Here is a 15,658-nt window from a genome sequence, read left to right as displayed (position 1 = left end):
GCCTGCACTGGCAACTCGCGAAGCCGACATCATGGACCATCTGTGGACAGTCCATGATCGCGCCAAGTCACAGGCGAGCGGCTAGCGTTGGAAGGTCAGGTGGATGGTGCCACTCGGTGCCGTTTCTGCTTTGACTGTACAGCCAGCTTCCAAGCCGCGCAGATCGTCCCACAGGCGTATACCGCGCCCCAGCAAAATCGGAGCGATAGCAACATGAAGACGATCGACAAGGCCCGCCTTTAGGAAGTCGCGAACGACAGTGGGACCGCCGCCAACCCGCACATCCTTGTCGCCCGCCACGCTGACAGCTCGCTGGAGCGCATCAGCAAGCGTGGTGTTGATGAAATGAAAGGTCGTCCCGCCGGTCATCTCTAAGGAAGGCCGTGGCCTGTGGGTGAGGACGAAGACCGGAACCCGGAACGGTGGCTCGTCGCCCCACCAGCCACGCCAGTTCGGATCATCGGGAAAGTTGTGGAGTCCGAACATGCCAGCGCCCATGATCTCGGCACCCACATTATCGAAGTACTCCTTCGCGTATTCGTCGTCGACACCTGTGGTCCCTGCTCCCGTCGTATCCTTTAACACGCGCTCGCGGAACGTTCGCGTTGCAGCATATGCTCCGACGAGACGCGACCAGTCCTCGCCGAACGGGGCTTCGGGCGTCTGGTCTGTCGTTGTCGCGAAACCATCGAGCGAGGTCATGAGATCGACACGAACTACCACTGGAGTCCTCCTTATGAGTGGTTGCATAACCGCCCAAAACCAAGCGGGCTGGATACTAAGGTATGTACCTTCATATCCAGAGCAGGACACTAAGGCAAGTACCTTTCTATCCTTGACCATAGGCCGAAGCTGTTTTAACAAGTCGCATGCCTTACCATTCGACGCCCCTCGACCTCGCCTTTCACGCTCTCAGCGACCCGACCCGCCGCGCGGTGGTATCGCGGCTGGCTGAGGGCGAGGTGCCGGTCAGCGTCCTGGCCGAGCCTTTCGACATGGCACTGCCCTCCTTCGCCCAGCATCTCAAGGTGCTGGAAGATTGCGGGCTGATTGCCAGCGAGAAGCGCGGGCGCAGCCGCTGGTGCCGGCTGGTGCAGGCGCGCTTCGACGAGGCGGCGGACTGGATGGAAACGGAGCGCCGGCGCTGGACCGAGCGGTTGGATCGCCTGGAAGTCTACTTGGACAAGACGGAAGAGGATGGTGAAGGACATGGCAAACCTGTTTGAGACCTGGTCGCTCGATCGCGAAATCGTGCTGGTCAAGCTGCTGAATCACCCACGCGACAAGGTCTTTGCCGCCTGGATGGACCCTAGGGCGCTAACCGAATGGTATGGTCCGGCCGGCCTTAGAATCGAAAGCCACGAGGCCGATATCCGCGAGGGCGGGGTCTGGCGGTTCGACATGGTGGGCGTGTTCGAGGGCAAGGAGCAGCGCTTCCCGAACCTCATGCGCTTTCTGGAGATCGTGCCGAACGAGCGGATCGTGATGGACTATGGCACACCCGACCCTGACGACCCCGACCGCTTCCGCGTCACCGTGACGTTCGATGAGCAGACCGACGGCAAGACGGTGCTGACCATGCGCCAGCTCCACCCCAGCCGCGAGCGGCGTCAGGTGGTCATCGGCTTCGGCGCGGTGGAATACGGGCTGCAGACGCTGGACGGCCTCGCCGCCTGGCTAGACGGCTGACGAAATCTTCCTCAAGAAGCGCCTGTCATGCCTTGTCGGTTTCGACGATGCGCCCGAAGTCAGGAGGCGAGATCGTGCTGACACCGGGACCGGAACGCGGCCAAATCGACGCGACGCTGCACCGCGAACTGGGCACGATCCTCAATTGGGTCGAGCGCCAAGCCATTGGAAAGACTACAAAAACAAACACTCCCGGCGAGGCTCGCGCGGGAGTATTGGTATCAGTGGTTGCGGACCTCCCACCATTAATCAAGGCCTAAGTTGCGGCGGTAATCGCGCAAAGGCCGAGGGCGCTGTCGTTCCCTTTTCTGGATGATAGCGCCGTGCTCGATCTATCCATCTCACACCGACGCGCCGACATGAAAAAGGTACAGGGGCACGCAACTGCCGATACCGACATTCGTTGCAGATAGCTGTCTAAGGCGTCCCATGCCGATTCACAGTTGATGTCGGACTCATGCCATCCCGCACCGTTGACGCTGATCCTGATCTGGGCGGGAAAGGTGCCCTCGGCGATCTTGCGGTAGATAGTGGACCGAGACAGCCCGGTGCGGGCAAGGAATCGCCGAATTTTGTGACGCCTCGGAAGTCAGGCGTTCGCGACAACTTCACGCGCTAACCACTCTCCAAAGCTCTACAGCCGTCATAGCGATGCCGCCAACGGCGATCATGAGCAGCAGAACACCCGACACGCGCAGCATGGTTCGATGAACGGTGGGCTTCAAGAGCTTACTGACCAGGAGATAGACCAGCATCAACGTCGCAAAATCCAGGATAATCCATACGACTGTGAGCAATGCGATGCTGGTATTGGTGTCGCTCGTGATCCCAATGAACTGCGGGAAAAACGACGCGAAGAAAATGATATCCTTCGGGTTCGAGATTGCCATGACGAAGCCCTTGGAGAAACCGCCAATACGGGGCTGAATGTTCGTCTGGCCTTGGTCCGATGCGCCAGCCTCTCGAAAAATGTCCCAGCCGATATAGGCGATATAGCAGGCTCCGGCGAGTTTTAGGACATTGAACGCCGTCTCGTTGATCGCAAAAAGCCCCTTTACCACCAAGGCCGAAAGTAGGATCAGCACGAGGGAAGCGGCATTTGTGCCGAAGATTGTTCGGAGAGCTTTAGTCGGCCTGACCTGATGTGGTGGACGGCCTCCGCTCCCGGCATCGCAATGTGCCAAAGTGTGGCTGTCGAAAGTCACATAAGGGAGAGCCGTCCATGGAGAAGATTACCACAATTGGTCTGGATATCGCCAAGCATGTATTTCAAGTTCACGGGGTCAATGGTGCCGGCGCGACCGTGAGCCGCCGCAAGTTGCGCCGCGACGATGTCGTTGGATTCTTTAAGGCGTTGCCGTCGTGCCTGATCGGAATAGAGGCTTGCGCGACTGGACATCACTGGGCTCGGGTTCTTAGGGCGCTGGGTCACGAAGTTCGGCTAATGCCGGCGTCTTACGTCAAACCATACGTGAAGCGGCAGAAGAATGACGCTACGGATGCCGAGGCGATCTGCGAGGCGGTGACGCGGCCGACGATGCGCTTCGTTCCGGTGAAGAGCGAGGAGCAACAGAGTGTGTTGATGCTGCATCGGGTCCGCGAGCTTTTGATCCGGCAGCGGACAATGCTGGTGAACGCCATGCGCGGCCACTTGGCCGAGTTTGGCATCGTGACGCAACAGGGGATTGCCGGCGTCGGAATGCTGATCGCGTTGATCGAAGACGGGGATCACGATCTCATCCCGTCGCTTGCGCGGTCCGCACTTCTTCCGCTGATCGGGCAGTTGCGGGAGGTGCACGAGAAGGTCAGCGAGATGGATCGCCAGATCCATGCATGGCATCGCTCGAACGAGCTGAGCCGACGCCTTGAGACGATCCCTGGAATTGGCTCGATCACTGCCAGCGCACTCGCCGCGACAGTGACAGACGCGTCGCTCTTCAAATCCGGCCGACAATTGGCGGCATGGATAGGCCTGGTGCCGCGGCAGAACTCATCAGGTGGCAAGGACCGTCTCGGACGGATCAGCAAACAAGGCGATCCCTATCTCCGCCGGCTTCTCGTCGTCGGGGCACATGCGGTACTTCGTTTCAGCCGCAAGGCTAAAACTGCACCGACGCGTTGGGCCGCCGAGCTTCTGGTGAAGAAGCCGTACAACGTCGTCGCTGTTGCTTTGGCGAACAAGATGGCGCGGATCGTCTGGGCGTTGATGACGACGGGCAGGCGCTTTGAAGCTACCGCCGCCCTTTGAAAGATTAGAGAGGATCAGAATTGGTGAGGTGCTGATGGTGTGATGGCGAACGGTCGAGCCGGGATCGGACAAACCCGATCAGTGGGTGCCGCTTAAAAGCGCGTTGACCTGTCTGGGATCCGATCAGCGGACTACATCAGGGCCAGCGGCATGAACGCGCCGCAATCAAAGGCCGTATACATGCCTGCACCCGACTAATTGTCAGAAACGCCGAAAAGCCCTTGCCACGCGGAGGCCGTCCATACATGCCACTGCGAATTTCCTCCAGAATGGATTAGAGTTCCGGCCTATTAAAGGACGGACGCATGAAGAAGCAGAGATTTTCGGAAGAGCAGATTATTGCCGTGCTGAAGGAGCAAGAGGCTGGCGCGAAGGCAGCCGACCTCTGCCGCAAACACCGGATTTCAGAAGCAACGTTTTATAACTGGAAGGCCAAATACGGGGGCATGGAGGTCTCTGAGGCGAAGCGGCTGAAGGCGCTTGAGGACGAGAATGCCAAGCTGAAGAAGCTGCTCGCCGAGCAGATGCTGGATGCAGCCGCTCTTCGGGAGCTTCTATCAAAAAAATGGTAGGGCCTGCCGCCAAGCGTGACGCCGTCACGCATCTGAAGACCGTCATGGGTCTTTCGGAACGGCGGGCCTGCCAGATTATATCCGCCGACCGCAAGACGATCCGCTATCGGTCCTGCCGACCGCTGGAGGTTGAATTGCGAGCGAAACTACGCGAGTTGGCCAGTGAGCGAAGACGCTTCGGCTACCGGCGGCTATTCGTCGTGCTTCGGCGGGACGGAGAGCCATCCGGCGTCAACCGCATCTACCGGCTGTATCGCGAGGAAGGTCTTTCGGTCCGCAAGCGGAAAGCCCGGCGGCGTGCTGTTGGCACCCGTGCGCCGATCCTGGTCGAAGCGAAGGCCAATGCCCGCTGGTCATTGGATTTCGTCCACGATCAGCTTGCCTGCGGCAGACGCTTCCGCGTTCTCAACGTCGTCGATGATGTGACGCGCGAATGCCTGGCGGCGATCCCGGACACATCTATCTCCGGTCGTCGTGTGGCGCGAGAACTGACAGCGCTGATCGAACGGCGTGGCAAACCGGGCATGATCGTCTCCGACAACGGCACGGAATTCACGTCGAATGCCATCCTTGCCTGGTCGAAAGATCACAAGGTCGAGTGGCATTACATCGCGCCGGGCAAACCGATGCAGAACGGCTATGTCGAGAGTTTCAACGGCCGCATGCGCGACGAGTTGCTCAACGAGAGCCTGTTCTTCGGCCTCGATCATGCTCGCAGCGCCATCGCTGAATGGGCCGAAGATTATAACAATTTCCGGCCACACTCATCGCTCGGATATCAAACCCCGGCAGACTATGCCGGGTCCATCGCCGCAACCGGCTCCAACGCTGCGCAAGATGAAAGCTTCGCGTTTCCGCCGGTTGCTACCACCCCGCCACTTGGCGTATTCAAAACCGCCGGGGCTCTAACCGCCGCTGGATGAAAGATTAGTGGCAGGTCACAAAGCGGGTGGCGGTTCGTGGGCGCTGGAGACCATGCGCTTTGGAAAGCTGTCGCGGTAAATTGCGATAATGGGTTAACGGCGTAAGAGGTCGGGCACGCCGTCCCGTTTTGCTCGTCAATAACAAGCGTCAATCACCCGTTCCCAGAAATTCTTATGAATTCGATCTGACCGTAGGGCGATTCGTTTCGAAAGGCCCTTGGCTATCGATCATAGGAACCGATCAACCTACGCGGCGAATAGTGCGTCGCTTTGCTCAGTCACGAGCTTTTGGAACTCGCCGTAACATTCAGACAACCGAACGCACTGCGCCTTCAATTCGCATACCACCGTTTCCAGCTTAACAGGTTCGCTGCCACCCACTCCATAGCAGAGCTTTCCGCTATCTTTCGACGGCAGCCGCTTCACCATCTGCGTTATCCCGAGTTCGACCCGTGGGGTGAACCGATGCGTGTGCTTGCTGCGAAAGTCGTCTGTTGCCGTTTTATAATCGCCCATGTCGACTGTATTGAGTGCCTTGATCAGCCTCTTCCAGGATCGCCAGGGCTTCGCCAATCTGACAGCGGACGCTTCATTTATCCGCCAGTCTTCGGGAAGGGTCACGAAATCATCCGACCATTCCTCACCCTTGCGCGTACAGTTGGCCTGGTGGGACAGATGCGCGACCGCAAAATAAAATCTGGCTTTAAGATTGTATGGACTGAGAAGCGCCGTGGAAGCCAGGTCTTGAACGAACTCGTGCAGCAGTTGGTTTTTGTCGCAGACATCAAGCCCTTGGATAACCTTGCTCCAAGCCTCTAGACGCATCGTGAGACCGGTCAGGTGATTGATCCCGTTGGCAAGATCTCGTGCGGCATCATCCGCCAGATCGCGATAGACCATCTGTTGACGGCCAAACTCCGTATCGAGCCTGATGGTTTTCGGCGGATCGAACCACCCATATGGCATAAATGGCGTGCATGGTTCGACGTCTCGAAATGTTTTCCGGTATTCAGAATATTTTGAAACGAGAAAGTCGTCTTCGTGGTCCATCATCAAATGCGTTCTTTTCGGGCTTTTTGCCGAGTTGCCTGAATTGCGAAGGCTTCAGGTTATGTACCTCGCTCTTGCTGCCGCGCCTCCGCCAGCGATGCGGCGATTGCAGCGATCGAGCGAAACAGGACGAGCGGGTCGTCCTTCGAGGGCGTAAAACCTCGGCGCTGCCAGAACTGGGCTGCTTCGTGATCGACGGCATTGACCATCAACGCCCGCCCGCCGATCAGAGCAGCTGCCTCGACGCAGCGCTCAAGGGCATGTTTCACCAGACCTGTGCCGATGCCGCGCCCGACCCATTCCGTGTCCGTGGCAAGCTGGCCGAGGAGAAGACAAGGAACCGGATCGGGCGGTTGCCCGGTGCGTATCGAGCGCGGCAGGATCGAAGGAATGACGGCCGTCGGCGCCACGCCATAATACCCGACGACGCGCCCGGCCTCGTGAACAACGAGGACCGCCGTGAAACCCTTTTCCTGATTGGAAAGCGCGCGCGTCTTCAGCCAGTGATCGAGCGTAGGCTTGCCGCAGGAGAACTCGGAAACATCATGTGCAGCATTAAGAGGTTCGGGAGCCGATAAAGCCACGGCTCACCGCTTCGCGACGTAGCCTGGCTCCCACGGCGCGGGCCGCTTGGCCAGTTCCACCATCTCGGGAACCGGAGCGGCCGGACGGGACAGGACGTCCATGAAATCGGCGAAGCCTTCGGGACTCATGCGGATCAGCCGCTGTTCCATGACGATCTCTTCGGCAGCGCGCACGGCTGCGTCACGCACGAAGTCCGTGCGCGAGCGGCCGCGCAAGGTAGCGGCTCGATCGATCATCGCGACGTCCGCCTCGGGTAGACGCATCGAGATCGGATATTCCTTGCGTTCGACGGTGGTGGCCATGACTATCTCCTTGAGCGTAACATAGTGACTTGTAGCGCCAAATGCAATACGATATTATCGGCCTAGTTCGAGGCTCGCCCTGCCTTGATGGCAAAGGCAAAGGGATAGCCACCGAGGAGTTCACATGCGCCAAGAGCCGATTTCGCGGAGATTTCGTAGGTCATTTTACTACGCCAGCGAACTCGGTTCTGCGCCGGTAAGCTCCATGATGCGCCCAACCGCTCCGATCAACGCCGACTATTCTACTTTGAATTCACTTGTTTAACTTGGTCTCTGCATAAATCCTGCCGGACATGACCCCGGAAGCACGCAAATCCAAGACAGCGGTTACGCAAAACGAGCGCGAAGAGTTGCTCGAAATGCTTCTCGACGCGTCGGAACTGACGTTTACGCCGCGCGGCGACCCGGACCCCCGCCTCGTTCAACTTGCCCGCCTGCTCGGCAGGCAAATGGCGCGTCAGAACTTCGAGGCTCAGATGAAAAGCGGGGGTGAAGCGCCTCCCGAAGACGCTGGGAGACGTGACTTGAAAGTCACCATCTACGCCCGCTATTCCTCCGACAATCAGCGCGACGCTTCCATCGCCGACCAACTCCGCATCTGTCGCCTTCATGCTGAGAAGCAGGGCTGGCAGGTGGTCGAGGAATATACCGACCACGCCATTTCCGGCGCATCGCTTCTGCGTCCCGGCATGCAGGCCCTGATTAGCGATGCGGCGCGTGGACGCTTCCAGTTCGTGCTGGCCGAGGCGATGGATCGCCTGTCGCGTGACCAGGAGGATATCGCTGGCCTCTACAAGCGCATGGCCTATTCGGACGTGAAGATCGTCACCCTGTCGGAGGGCGAGGTTACGCATCTGCATGTCGGGCTAAAAGGCACGATGAACGCGCTGTTCCTCAAGGATCTCGCAGACAAGACCCGCCGCGGTCAACGCGGCCGGGTCGAAGCAGGCAAATCCGGGGGCGGCAACTCCTACGGCTACGATGTCGTGAAGAAGTTCAACGGCAATGGTGAGCCGGTGCGAGGCGACCGCACCATCAACGAAGCCCAGGCCAAGGTGGTCGAGCGCATCTTCCGTGACTATCGATGACGAGCTCTGGCATACGGTGAAAACGCGTCAGACGGAAAATAAGATCGAGCGCGACGATAACGGCGACGCCCATGTGAGCGCCATCAACTATCGTCGGCGCCCGAAGTACCTCTTCTCGGGCCTCACCAAATGCGCCTGCTGCGGAGGCGGATACTCGGCGATCTCAGCCATGTTGATCGGCTGCTCGACGGCACGCAACGTAAGCGATGCATACACCCCATCTGGTGATGGCAGGTCAGCGGGTTTATCCGTGACAGAGCGATCCAGGAATTAGCTCAGGGTGTGAACTTCTATGTCTGCTACTGTGTCTGATCATAGAACCTTCCATATGATTGAGGCCGTCGCCGGCCCATTGGAAGGCGCTCCGCGACAAGTGCGGCGACATTGGTCGAAACTTCAAGGCACAGGCTGTGGCCGAGACGGTGCAGCCTGGAGCGAGCGTCTCGGCAGTAGCACGCCGACTTGGTGTTGATCCGTCACAGTTGTTCACGTGGCGTCGCATTGCCCGGCAGAAAGCCATGTCTTTGCCGTCGAAAGCCGAAAAGGGGCAGCAAGCTGCCCAAGCATTCCCATCTTCCACAGTCGACATCATCATCGGTGATGCGGTAATCCGCACGGGTGCCGAGATCGATGAGGCTCATCTTGCTCGGGTGATCCGTGCGGTGCGCTCCGCATGATCCCCGCCGGTGCGAAGGTGTTTCTGGCAAGCCACCCCGTGGACTTCCGCAAAGGTCCAGATAGCCTTCTGTCGCTGGTGCGCGATGCCGGTAATGATCCGTTCAACGGCTCGCTTTATGTCTTCCGTGCAAAAAGAGCAGACAGAATTAAGATCGCTTGGTGGGATGGTTCCGGTGTTTGCCTGTATTCGAAGCGGCTGGAAAAAAATCAGTTCGTTTGGCCGAAGATCGGCCATGCCAGGGTGCAGCTCAACCACGCACAATTGATGGCGTTGATCGACGGCATGGACTGGAAACGCGTCCGCTCGATTGCTGTGAAACGGCCGGAACTTGTTGGGTAAAAGCCCTGCGGCAGAGTGAATCAGGCCGTCGAAACTGCGGGAAATCGTCGGCAAAATGTGCTCTATTTGCAGGCATGACACCAGCCGATCTGCAGCTTCCCGATGACGTTGATGCGCTGAAAGCCATGATCCTGGCGATGGCTGAGAAGGCTGCGCGCGCGGACGCTCTGGAGAGTGAAGTCGCTGATCTCAAGGCTCGCAATGCGGACGCCGACGAGCAGATCGCCAAGCTGAAGCAGGTCCTCAAAGCCTTCGACCGTTACCGCTATGGAAGACGCTCGGAGAAGCAGAGCAAGAACATCGACGCGGATCTCGACGAGCAGGGTGCGTTTGTCTTCGAGGAGATCGAGACCGGCATTGCCGCCATCCAGGCATTGGTCGAAAAAGGAAGAGGTGCAGGCGCTGCGAAACGTGCGCCGCGTCCACGCAAGGGCTTCCCGCCGCATCTGGAACGTATCCATGTGGTGATCGAGCCGGACGAGCTTCCTGAGCATGCCGGCACACAGAAGATCCTGATCGGTGAAGATACCTCCGAGCGGCTGGATGTCATCCCACCGAAGTTCCGGGTGATCGTCACCCACCGTCCGAAGTATGCCTTCAAAGACGAGGACGGGGTCATCCAGGCCTTGGCACCGGCGCACATCGTCGAGAGCGGCATCCCAACGGAAGCGCTGCTCGCCTATATCGCGGTCTCGAAATACGGCGATGGCTTGCCGCTTTATCGGCAGGAGGCAATCTTCCTGCGCGACCATGTCGAAGTCGATCGCGGCATCATGGCACGGTGGATGGGCAAGCTCGGGTTCGAGCTCGAGATCCTTGCGGACTACACCTTCAACCAGATCAAACAAGGCGAGCGAATATTCGCCGACGAAACGACATTGCCGACGCTGGTGCCAGGATCGGGATCGGCCAAAACCGCGTATCTATGGGCGTATGCCAGGGACGATCGGCCATTCGGCGGAAGTGGTCCGCCGATGGTGGCCTATCGTTTTGAAGACAGTCGATCCGGCGATTGTGTCGCTCGGCATCTCGACGGCTATCGCGGCATCCTGCAGATAGATGGCTACACTGCTTACAACCGCGTCGCCCGACCTGACCGGGGAAACGACGGCGCGCTATTGGCTGGGTGTTGGGCGCACAGTCGCCGCCGGTTTTACGAACTCCATGCGAGCGACAGTTCCAAAGTGGCAACGGCGACGATCGAAAAGATGGGCGCGCTGTGGGCGATCGAGGAAAAGGTGCGTGGACAAAGCCCTGATCGGCGTGTTGCCGCCCGCCAGGAGGCGTCCATGGTCGTCGTTGCCGATCTCTACAAGCTGTGGCAAGACACGCTGCCTCGCATCTCTGGGAAATCCAAGCTCGCCGAGGCCATCCGCTACGCCATCAACCGGCGTGAAGCCTTCGAACAGTTCCTTCACGATGGACGGATCGAGATGGACTCCAACATCGTTGAACGGGCTATCAGACCCCAAGCAATCGTTCGGAAAAATAGTCTATTCGCGGGTAACGCCGGCGGCGGCCGAACGTGGGCGACCATCTCAACCCTTATTCAGTCCGCCAAAATGAACGATGTTGATCCGCTCGCTTGGCTAACGCAAACACTCCAACGCATTGCGGCCGGATGGCCGGCCAGCGATATCGACGCTCTCATGCCCTGGAACTTTCAAAAGTAACGGTCTCAGTTCACCGCTTACCACGCAACAAGGGCACCTGCGAGAACCGCGTCAACATCCGACGCGACGATCTGGAATCACGCGTGCTCAACGCGCTCAGGGGTGGCATGCTCGATCCGAAAATCTTCGCTGAGTTCTGTGACACCTATACCCAGGAGACGAACCGGCTGCGCATGGGGAGCCGCGCGAACATCAAGGCGGCCCAGGCCGAAATCGACAGGATCGATCGGGAAGTGCAAAAGCTGATGGATCTGTATCTCAAGGATGCGCTGTCAGTTGATGATGTCAAGGAACGCGGTGACAAGCTCCGGACGCGCAAGGCCGAACTGAACGCCTTTCTGGCAACGGCGGACGAGCCACCTCCCCTCCTCAATCCTGCGATGGCGCAGCAATACCGCCTTCGCATCCAGAAGCTTTACGAGACGCTTCAGGACGATTCCGAGGAGAAGCGCGTCGAGGCGGCAAACATCAAAACATCATCCGCTCGCTAGTGGAGGACATCATCCTGACGCCGATGGGTGGCAAGGTGGAGATCGACGTCCGGGGCGATCTCGCCGGAATCCTGACAATTGCGTCAGAACGCAAAAACCCCGCGGCTGGCGCAGCGGGGTCGCAAGTTTCATTGGTTGCGGGGGCAGGATTTGAACCTGCGGCCTTCAGGTTATGAGCCTGACGAGCTACCGGGCTGCTCCACCCCGCGTTATATTTCTGTTCTGTGTTTAAAGCGCAACGGACCGCTTTGAGGGCGGCCCGTTTTGATTGGCTGAGGGCCGTTTGTTTCGTGTTGAGAAGATTGTTAGTTGCGTTTCGCAGACCTGGCAGCGACCGACTCTCCCGCGTCTTGAGACGAAGTACCATGGGCGCTGGGGCGTTTCACGGCCGTGTTCGGAATGGGAACGGGTGCAGCCACCCCGCCATAACCACCAGGTCAGCGAAGCGCAACTATTTGAGAAGCTGGTACAGGAGTGATTTGTCACTCGTGTTTTGTTTTGAACACGTATCGATGGTCATCAGCGCCTTTGGCGCCTTGATGAGCATGGTCAATGAGAACGATCAAGCCGATCGAGCTATTAGTACCGGTAAGCTTCATGCATTGCTGCACTTCCACACCCGGCCTATCAACGTGGTCGTCTTCCACGGCTCTGATAGGGAACACTCGTTTTCAGGTGGGTTTCCCGCTTAGATGCCTTCAGCGGTTATCCCTTCCATATGTAGCTACCCTGCTATGCCCTTGGCAGGACAACAGGTCCACCAGAGATATGTCCATCCCGGTCCTCTCGTACTAGGGACAGATCCTGTCAATATTCCTACACCCACGGCAGATAGGGACCGAACTGTCTCACGACGTTCTGAACCCAGCTCACGTACCGCTTTAATTGGCGAACAGCCAAACCCTTGGGACCTGCTCCAGCCCCAGGATGCGATGAGCCGACATCGAGGTGCCAAACAACCCCGTCGATATGGACTCTTGGGGGTCATCAGCCTGTTATCCCCGGCGTACCTTTTATCCGTTGAGCGATGGCCCTTCCACGCGGGACCACCGGATCACTATGACCGACTTTCGTCTCTGCTCGACTTGTCAGTCTCGCAGTCAGGCGGGCTTATGCCATTGCACTCGACGACCGATTTCCGACCGGTCTGAGCCCACCATCGCGCGCCTCCGTTACTCTTTCGGAGGCGACCGCCCCAGTCAAACTACCCACCATACACTGTCCCGGATCCGGATAACGGACCGCGGTTAGACATCCATGACGATAAGGGTGGTATTTCAAGGATGGCTCCACGGAAACTGGCGTCCCCGCTTCAAAGCCTACCACCTATCCTACACATGCCGACACGAATGCCAGTGTAAAGCTATAGTAAAGGTGCACGGGGTCTTTCCGTCTGACCGCAGGAACCCCGCATCTTCACGGGGAATTCAATTTCACTGAGTCTATGTTGGAGACAGCGGGGAAGTCGTTACGCCATTCGTGCAGGTCGGAACTTACCCGACAAGGAATTTCGCTACCTTAGGACCGTTATAGTTACGGCCGCCGTTTACTGGGGCTTCAGTTCAAAGCTTGCACCTCTCCCTTTAACCTTCCAGCACCGGGCAGGCGTCAGACCCTATACGTCGTCTTGCGACTTCGCAGAGCCCTGTGTTTTTGATAAACAGTCGCTACCCCCTGGTCTGTGCCACCCCATCATACTTGCGTAAAATGGGGTCACGCTTCTTCCGAAGTTACGCGTGCAATTTGCCGAGTTCCTTCAACATAGTTCTCTCAAGCGCCTTGGTATACTCTACCTGACCACCTGTGTCGGTTTCGGGTACGGTCTATACGGTGGAGCTGTTTCCTGGAACCGCGTCCCTGCAAGATCAATCCAATAAGACCTTACAAGTTGAGCAATCCGTCACTACCACCAGGCCCACGAATATTAACGTGGTTCCCATCGACTACGCGTGTCCGCCTCGTCTTAGGGGCCGGCTAACCCTGCTCAGATTAACTTTAAGCAGGAACCCTTGGTCTTTCGGCGAGAGGGTCTCTCACCCTCTTTATCGTTACTCATGTCAACATTCGCACTTCCGATACCTCCAGGATGTCTCACGACTGTCCCTTCACAGGCTTACGGAACGCTCCGCTACCACGTGTATTGCTACACATCCTCAGCTTCGGTGCATGGCTTCAGCCCCGTTACATTTTCGGCGCAAAGACCCTTATTTAGACCAGTGAGCTGTTACGCTTTCTTTAAATGATGGCTGCTTCTAAGCCAACATCCTGGTTGTTTTGGGATCCTCACATCCTTTCCCACTTAGCCATGACTTGGGGACCTTAGCTGGAGGTCAGGGTTGTTGCCCTTTTCACGACGGACGTTAGCACCCGCCGTGTGTCTGCCGATTAGTACTCCCCGGTATTCGGAGTTTGGTTAGGATCAGTAAGACGGTGAGTCCCCATAGCCCATCCAGTGCTCTACCCCCGGGGGTATTCGATCGACGCTCTACCTAAATAGATTTCGCGGAGAACCAGCTATTTCCGAGTTTGATTGGCCTTTCACCCCTAGCCACAAGTCATCCCAATCTATTGCAACAGATGCGGGTTCGGTCCTCCAGTTGGTGTTACCCAACCTTCAACCTGCTCATGGCTAGATCACTCGGTTTCGGGTCTAATGCAACAAACTAAATCGCCCTATTCAGACTCGCTTTCGCTGCGCCTACACCTACCGGCTTAAGCTTGCTTGTTACACTAAGTCGTTGACCCATTATACAAAAGGTACGCCGTCACCCTTTCAGGCTCCGACTGTTTGTAGGCATCCGGTTTCAGGTTCTATTTCACTCCCCTTGTCGGGGTGCTTTTCACCTTTCCCTCACGGTACTTGTTCGCTATCGGTCATGCACGAGTACTTAGGCTTGGAGAGTGGTCTCCCCATGTTCAGACAGGATTTCTCGTGTCCCGCCCTACTCTAGGACAATCAAAGTATCTACGCGTACGGGGCTGTCACCCGCTACGGCCAAACTTTCCAGAATGTTCCGCTTTAACTTCAATTGCCACTGGCCTGGTCCGCGTTCGCTCGCCACTACTTGCGGAGTCTCGGTTGATGTCCTTTCCTGCAGGTACTTAGATGTTTCAGTTCCCTGCGTTCGCTTCTTACACCCTATTTTATTCAGGTGAAGATACCTTATTATCGATACTTGGAAACCATTTCGGTTCTCACTCACGCTTGTCCCGCACGTTCCGTGCAGCACTGCGTGGGCGCGCCGGACGACCGGCGACGCGCTACCGCGCTGTATTGCTGCCAAACCCGAACATCGAGCAAGGCACCCATACAGGCCGATAGGCCGTCGGCGATCGTTCGCCGTAAACGTCGGATCGAAGATCCGACAACCAAAATGATTTCCCAAGTATCTTAAGGTGGGTTTCCCCATTCGGAGATCCATGGATCAAAGCTCATTCGCAGCTCCCCACGGCTTATCGCAGCGTATCACGTCCTTCATCGCCTGTGCATGCCAAGGCATCCACCAAATGCCCTTACGACACTTAATCGTTCTCATTGCCAATGCTCATCCATAGTTGGATTTGGAATTCCTGTCCTTCTCGCTTGCGCTCAAAGGGGGTCCAAATCTGACAATCCGGACAACTTCTCAGTTGCCGCAGCCGTCAGTACCCAACAATCCGGTTACCTTTTACAACCGGATCATTTCAGATGCCATCGACGTGTTCGATAAGATCGCTTTATTGGAGCTACGCCGAGCAGCTCGCTGGCGATCTCATCTTAAGACCAGCTTCTCGAGATCAAATCCGGTGGCGCGCGGTCAGGCAACGCCAATCCAGCACCGTCTGTCAGATGAACGCCAAAGCCTTCAAACAACAACAATGCCTCGGGACAAGCTTCCTTCCTACGTCCGGCTCCTCTTTCGTTTCCGGTCGGCTAGACCTTCCACGACATCATTGGAACCGGCTTCGGACGCCAAGTTAAACCCAAAAGGGCAAAACCCGACACCTGGAAGCCTCCAGATCAATCTTCTCTTCACGAT

General features: G+C 57.5%; 13 protein-coding genes, 1 tRNA gene, 2 rRNA genes and 2 pseudogenes. 9 read left to right on the top strand and 9 right to left on the bottom strand.

Annotation, left to right across the window (positions count from 1 at the left end; translation table 11 throughout):
- Nucleotides 1-81: 81 nt before the first annotated feature.
- Nucleotides 82-723, bottom strand: coding sequence for a dihydrofolate reductase family protein (locus ACZ9BX_RS00105; protein WP_476214824.1), 642 nt, complete (start codon nucleotides 721-723; stop codon nucleotides 82-84).
- Between the two features lie 146 nt (nucleotides 724-869).
- Between ACZ9BX_RS00105 and ACZ9BX_RS00100 the strand changes: the two genes are divergently transcribed.
- Together ACZ9BX_RS00100 and ACZ9BX_RS00095 are read left to right on the top strand one after the other, a co-directional pair.
- Nucleotides 870-1,226: an ArsR/SmtB family transcription factor gene (locus ACZ9BX_RS00100; RefSeq protein WP_476214822.1), complete on the top strand. Its 357-nt coding sequence runs from the start codon at nucleotides 870-872 to the stop codon at nucleotides 1,224-1,226.
- A complete protein-coding gene (locus tag ACZ9BX_RS00095; RefSeq protein WP_476214820.1) occupies nucleotides 1,210-1,689 on the top strand; it encodes an SRPBCC family protein in 480 nt (159 codons plus the stop codon). Before ACZ9BX_RS00100 ends, ACZ9BX_RS00095 begins: the two co-directional genes overlap by 17 nt.
- A 442-nt stretch (nucleotides 1,690-2,131) precedes the next feature.
- Here ACZ9BX_RS00095 and ACZ9BX_RS00090 read toward each other — a convergent pair.
- Together ACZ9BX_RS00090 and ACZ9BX_RS00085 are read right to left on the bottom strand one after the other, a co-directional pair.
- Nucleotides 2,132-2,260: pseudogene (locus ACZ9BX_RS00090) on the bottom strand (helix-turn-helix transcriptional regulator); the annotation flags it as partial.
- Between the two features lie 37 nt (nucleotides 2,261-2,297).
- Complete coding sequence (locus tag ACZ9BX_RS00085) at nucleotides 2,298-2,894, bottom strand: LysE family translocator (RefSeq protein ID WP_476214819.1); 597 nt, start codon at nucleotides 2,892-2,894, stop codon at nucleotides 2,298-2,300.
- Nucleotides 2,895-2,911: 17 nt separating this feature from the next.
- On the opposite strand from ACZ9BX_RS00085, the gene ACZ9BX_RS00080 reads away from it, so the two are divergent.
- Together ACZ9BX_RS00080 and ACZ9BX_RS00075 are read left to right on the top strand one after the other, a co-directional pair.
- Complete coding sequence (locus ACZ9BX_RS00080; protein ID WP_476214817.1) at nucleotides 2,912-3,937, top strand: IS110 family RNA-guided transposase; 1,026 nt, start codon at nucleotides 2,912-2,914, stop codon at nucleotides 3,935-3,937.
- 305 nt (nucleotides 3,938-4,242) lie between these two features.
- Nucleotides 4,243-5,432 (top strand): IS3 family transposase gene (locus ACZ9BX_RS00075; protein WP_476214815.1). Its coding sequence is split into 2 segments (ribosomal slippage): nucleotides 4,243-4,495 and nucleotides 4,495-5,432, totalling 1,191 coding nucleotides; the frame shifts between segments, so codons are not numbered across the junction.
- A 246-nt stretch (nucleotides 5,433-5,678) separates the two neighbouring features.
- On the opposite strand, the gene ACZ9BX_RS00070 is transcribed toward ACZ9BX_RS00075, so the two are convergent.
- Genes ACZ9BX_RS00070 through ACZ9BX_RS00060 form a run of 3 tightly spaced genes read right to left on the bottom strand, consistent with a single transcriptional unit; the run spans nucleotide 5,679 to nucleotide 7,369 of the window.
- A complete protein-coding gene (locus ACZ9BX_RS00070; protein WP_476214813.1) occupies nucleotides 5,679-6,485 on the bottom strand; it encodes a hypothetical protein in 807 nt (268 codons plus the stop codon).
- A gap of 56 nt (nucleotides 6,486-6,541) precedes the next feature.
- Nucleotides 6,542-7,066, bottom strand: coding sequence for a GNAT family N-acetyltransferase (locus tag ACZ9BX_RS00065; protein WP_476214811.1), 525 nt, complete (start codon nucleotides 7,064-7,066; stop codon nucleotides 6,542-6,544).
- A gap of 3 nt (nucleotides 7,067-7,069) precedes the next feature.
- Nucleotides 7,070-7,369, bottom strand: a complete 300-nt coding sequence (locus ACZ9BX_RS00060; RefSeq protein WP_156634911.1) for a type II toxin-antitoxin system TacA family antitoxin — start codon at nucleotides 7,367-7,369, stop codon at nucleotides 7,070-7,072.
- Between the two features lie 524 nt (nucleotides 7,370-7,893).
- Between ACZ9BX_RS00060 and ACZ9BX_RS00055 the strand changes: the two are divergent.
- The 5 genes and pseudogenes from ACZ9BX_RS00055 to ACZ9BX_RS00035 form a co-directional block, all read left to right on the top strand.
- A pseudogene (locus ACZ9BX_RS00055) lies at nucleotides 7,894-8,656 on the top strand (recombinase family protein); the annotation flags it as partial.
- Nucleotides 8,657-8,867: 211 nt separating this feature from the next.
- The gene (locus ACZ9BX_RS00050; RefSeq protein ID WP_476214808.1) at nucleotides 8,868-9,134 is read left to right on the top strand and encodes a transposase; all 267 of its coding nucleotides are present in this window, start codon (nucleotides 8,868-8,870) and stop codon (nucleotides 9,132-9,134) included.
- Nucleotides 9,131-9,475 carry an IS66 family insertion sequence element accessory protein TnpB gene (gene tnpB, locus ACZ9BX_RS00045; RefSeq protein ID WP_132568967.1) on the top strand — a complete coding sequence of 115 codons (345 nt, stop codon included), beginning with the start codon at nucleotides 9,131-9,133 and terminating at the stop codon, nucleotides 9,473-9,475. The genes ACZ9BX_RS00050 and tnpB overlap by 4 nt, the downstream gene beginning before the upstream one ends.
- A 74-nt stretch (nucleotides 9,476-9,549) precedes the next feature.
- Entirely contained in the window at nucleotides 9,550-11,148 is a 1,599-nt protein-coding gene (gene tnpC, locus ACZ9BX_RS00040) for an IS66 family transposase (protein ID WP_476214805.1), read from the top strand.
- Between the two features lie 83 nt (nucleotides 11,149-11,231).
- A complete protein-coding gene (locus tag ACZ9BX_RS00035) occupies nucleotides 11,232-11,639 on the top strand; it encodes a hypothetical protein (protein ID WP_476214803.1) in 408 nt (135 codons plus the stop codon).
- Nucleotides 11,640-11,771: 132 nt separating this feature from the next.
- Here the strand turns inward: ACZ9BX_RS00035 and ACZ9BX_RS00030 are convergent.
- The 3 genes from ACZ9BX_RS00030 to ACZ9BX_RS00020 form a co-directional block, all read right to left on the bottom strand.
- Nucleotides 11,772-11,848, bottom strand: a tRNA-Met gene (locus ACZ9BX_RS00030).
- A gap of 113 nt (nucleotides 11,849-11,961) precedes the next feature.
- Nucleotides 11,962-12,076 (bottom strand): 5S ribosomal RNA (gene rrf, locus ACZ9BX_RS00025).
- 121 nt (nucleotides 12,077-12,197) lie between these two features.
- Nucleotides 12,198-15,167: ribosomal RNA gene (locus tag ACZ9BX_RS00020) — 23S ribosomal RNA — on the bottom strand.
- Between the last annotated feature and the right edge of the window lie 491 nt (nucleotides 15,168-15,658).

Source organism: Rhizobium sp. USDA 3886 (assembly GCF_056279785.1).
This window is presented reverse-complemented; position numbering and strand designations above follow the sequence as displayed.

Bases quoted from the DNA above. Each gene is read 5' to 3' on its own strand.
- ACZ9BX_RS00095 (WP_476214820.1), top strand. From the start codon at position 1,210: ATGGCAAACCTGTTTGAGACCTGGTCGCTCGATCGCGAAATCGTGCTG.
- ACZ9BX_RS00060 (WP_156634911.1), bottom strand. From the start codon at position 7,369: ATGGCCACCACCGTCGAACGCAAGGAATATCCGATCTCGATGCGTCTA.
- ACZ9BX_RS00070 (WP_476214813.1), bottom strand. From the start codon at position 6,485: ATGATGGACCACGAAGACGACTTTCTCGTTTCAAAATATTCTGAATAC.
- ACZ9BX_RS00100 (WP_476214822.1), top strand. From the start codon at position 870: ATGCCTTACCATTCGACGCCCCTCGACCTCGCCTTTCACGCTCTCAGC.
- ACZ9BX_RS00080 (WP_476214817.1), top strand. From the start codon at position 2,912: ATGGAGAAGATTACCACAATTGGTCTGGATATCGCCAAGCATGTATTT.
- tnpC (WP_476214805.1), top strand. From the start codon at position 9,550: ATGACACCAGCCGATCTGCAGCTTCCCGATGACGTTGATGCGCTGAAA.
- tnpB (WP_132568967.1), top strand. From the start codon at position 9,131: ATGATCCCCGCCGGTGCGAAGGTGTTTCTGGCAAGCCACCCCGTGGAC.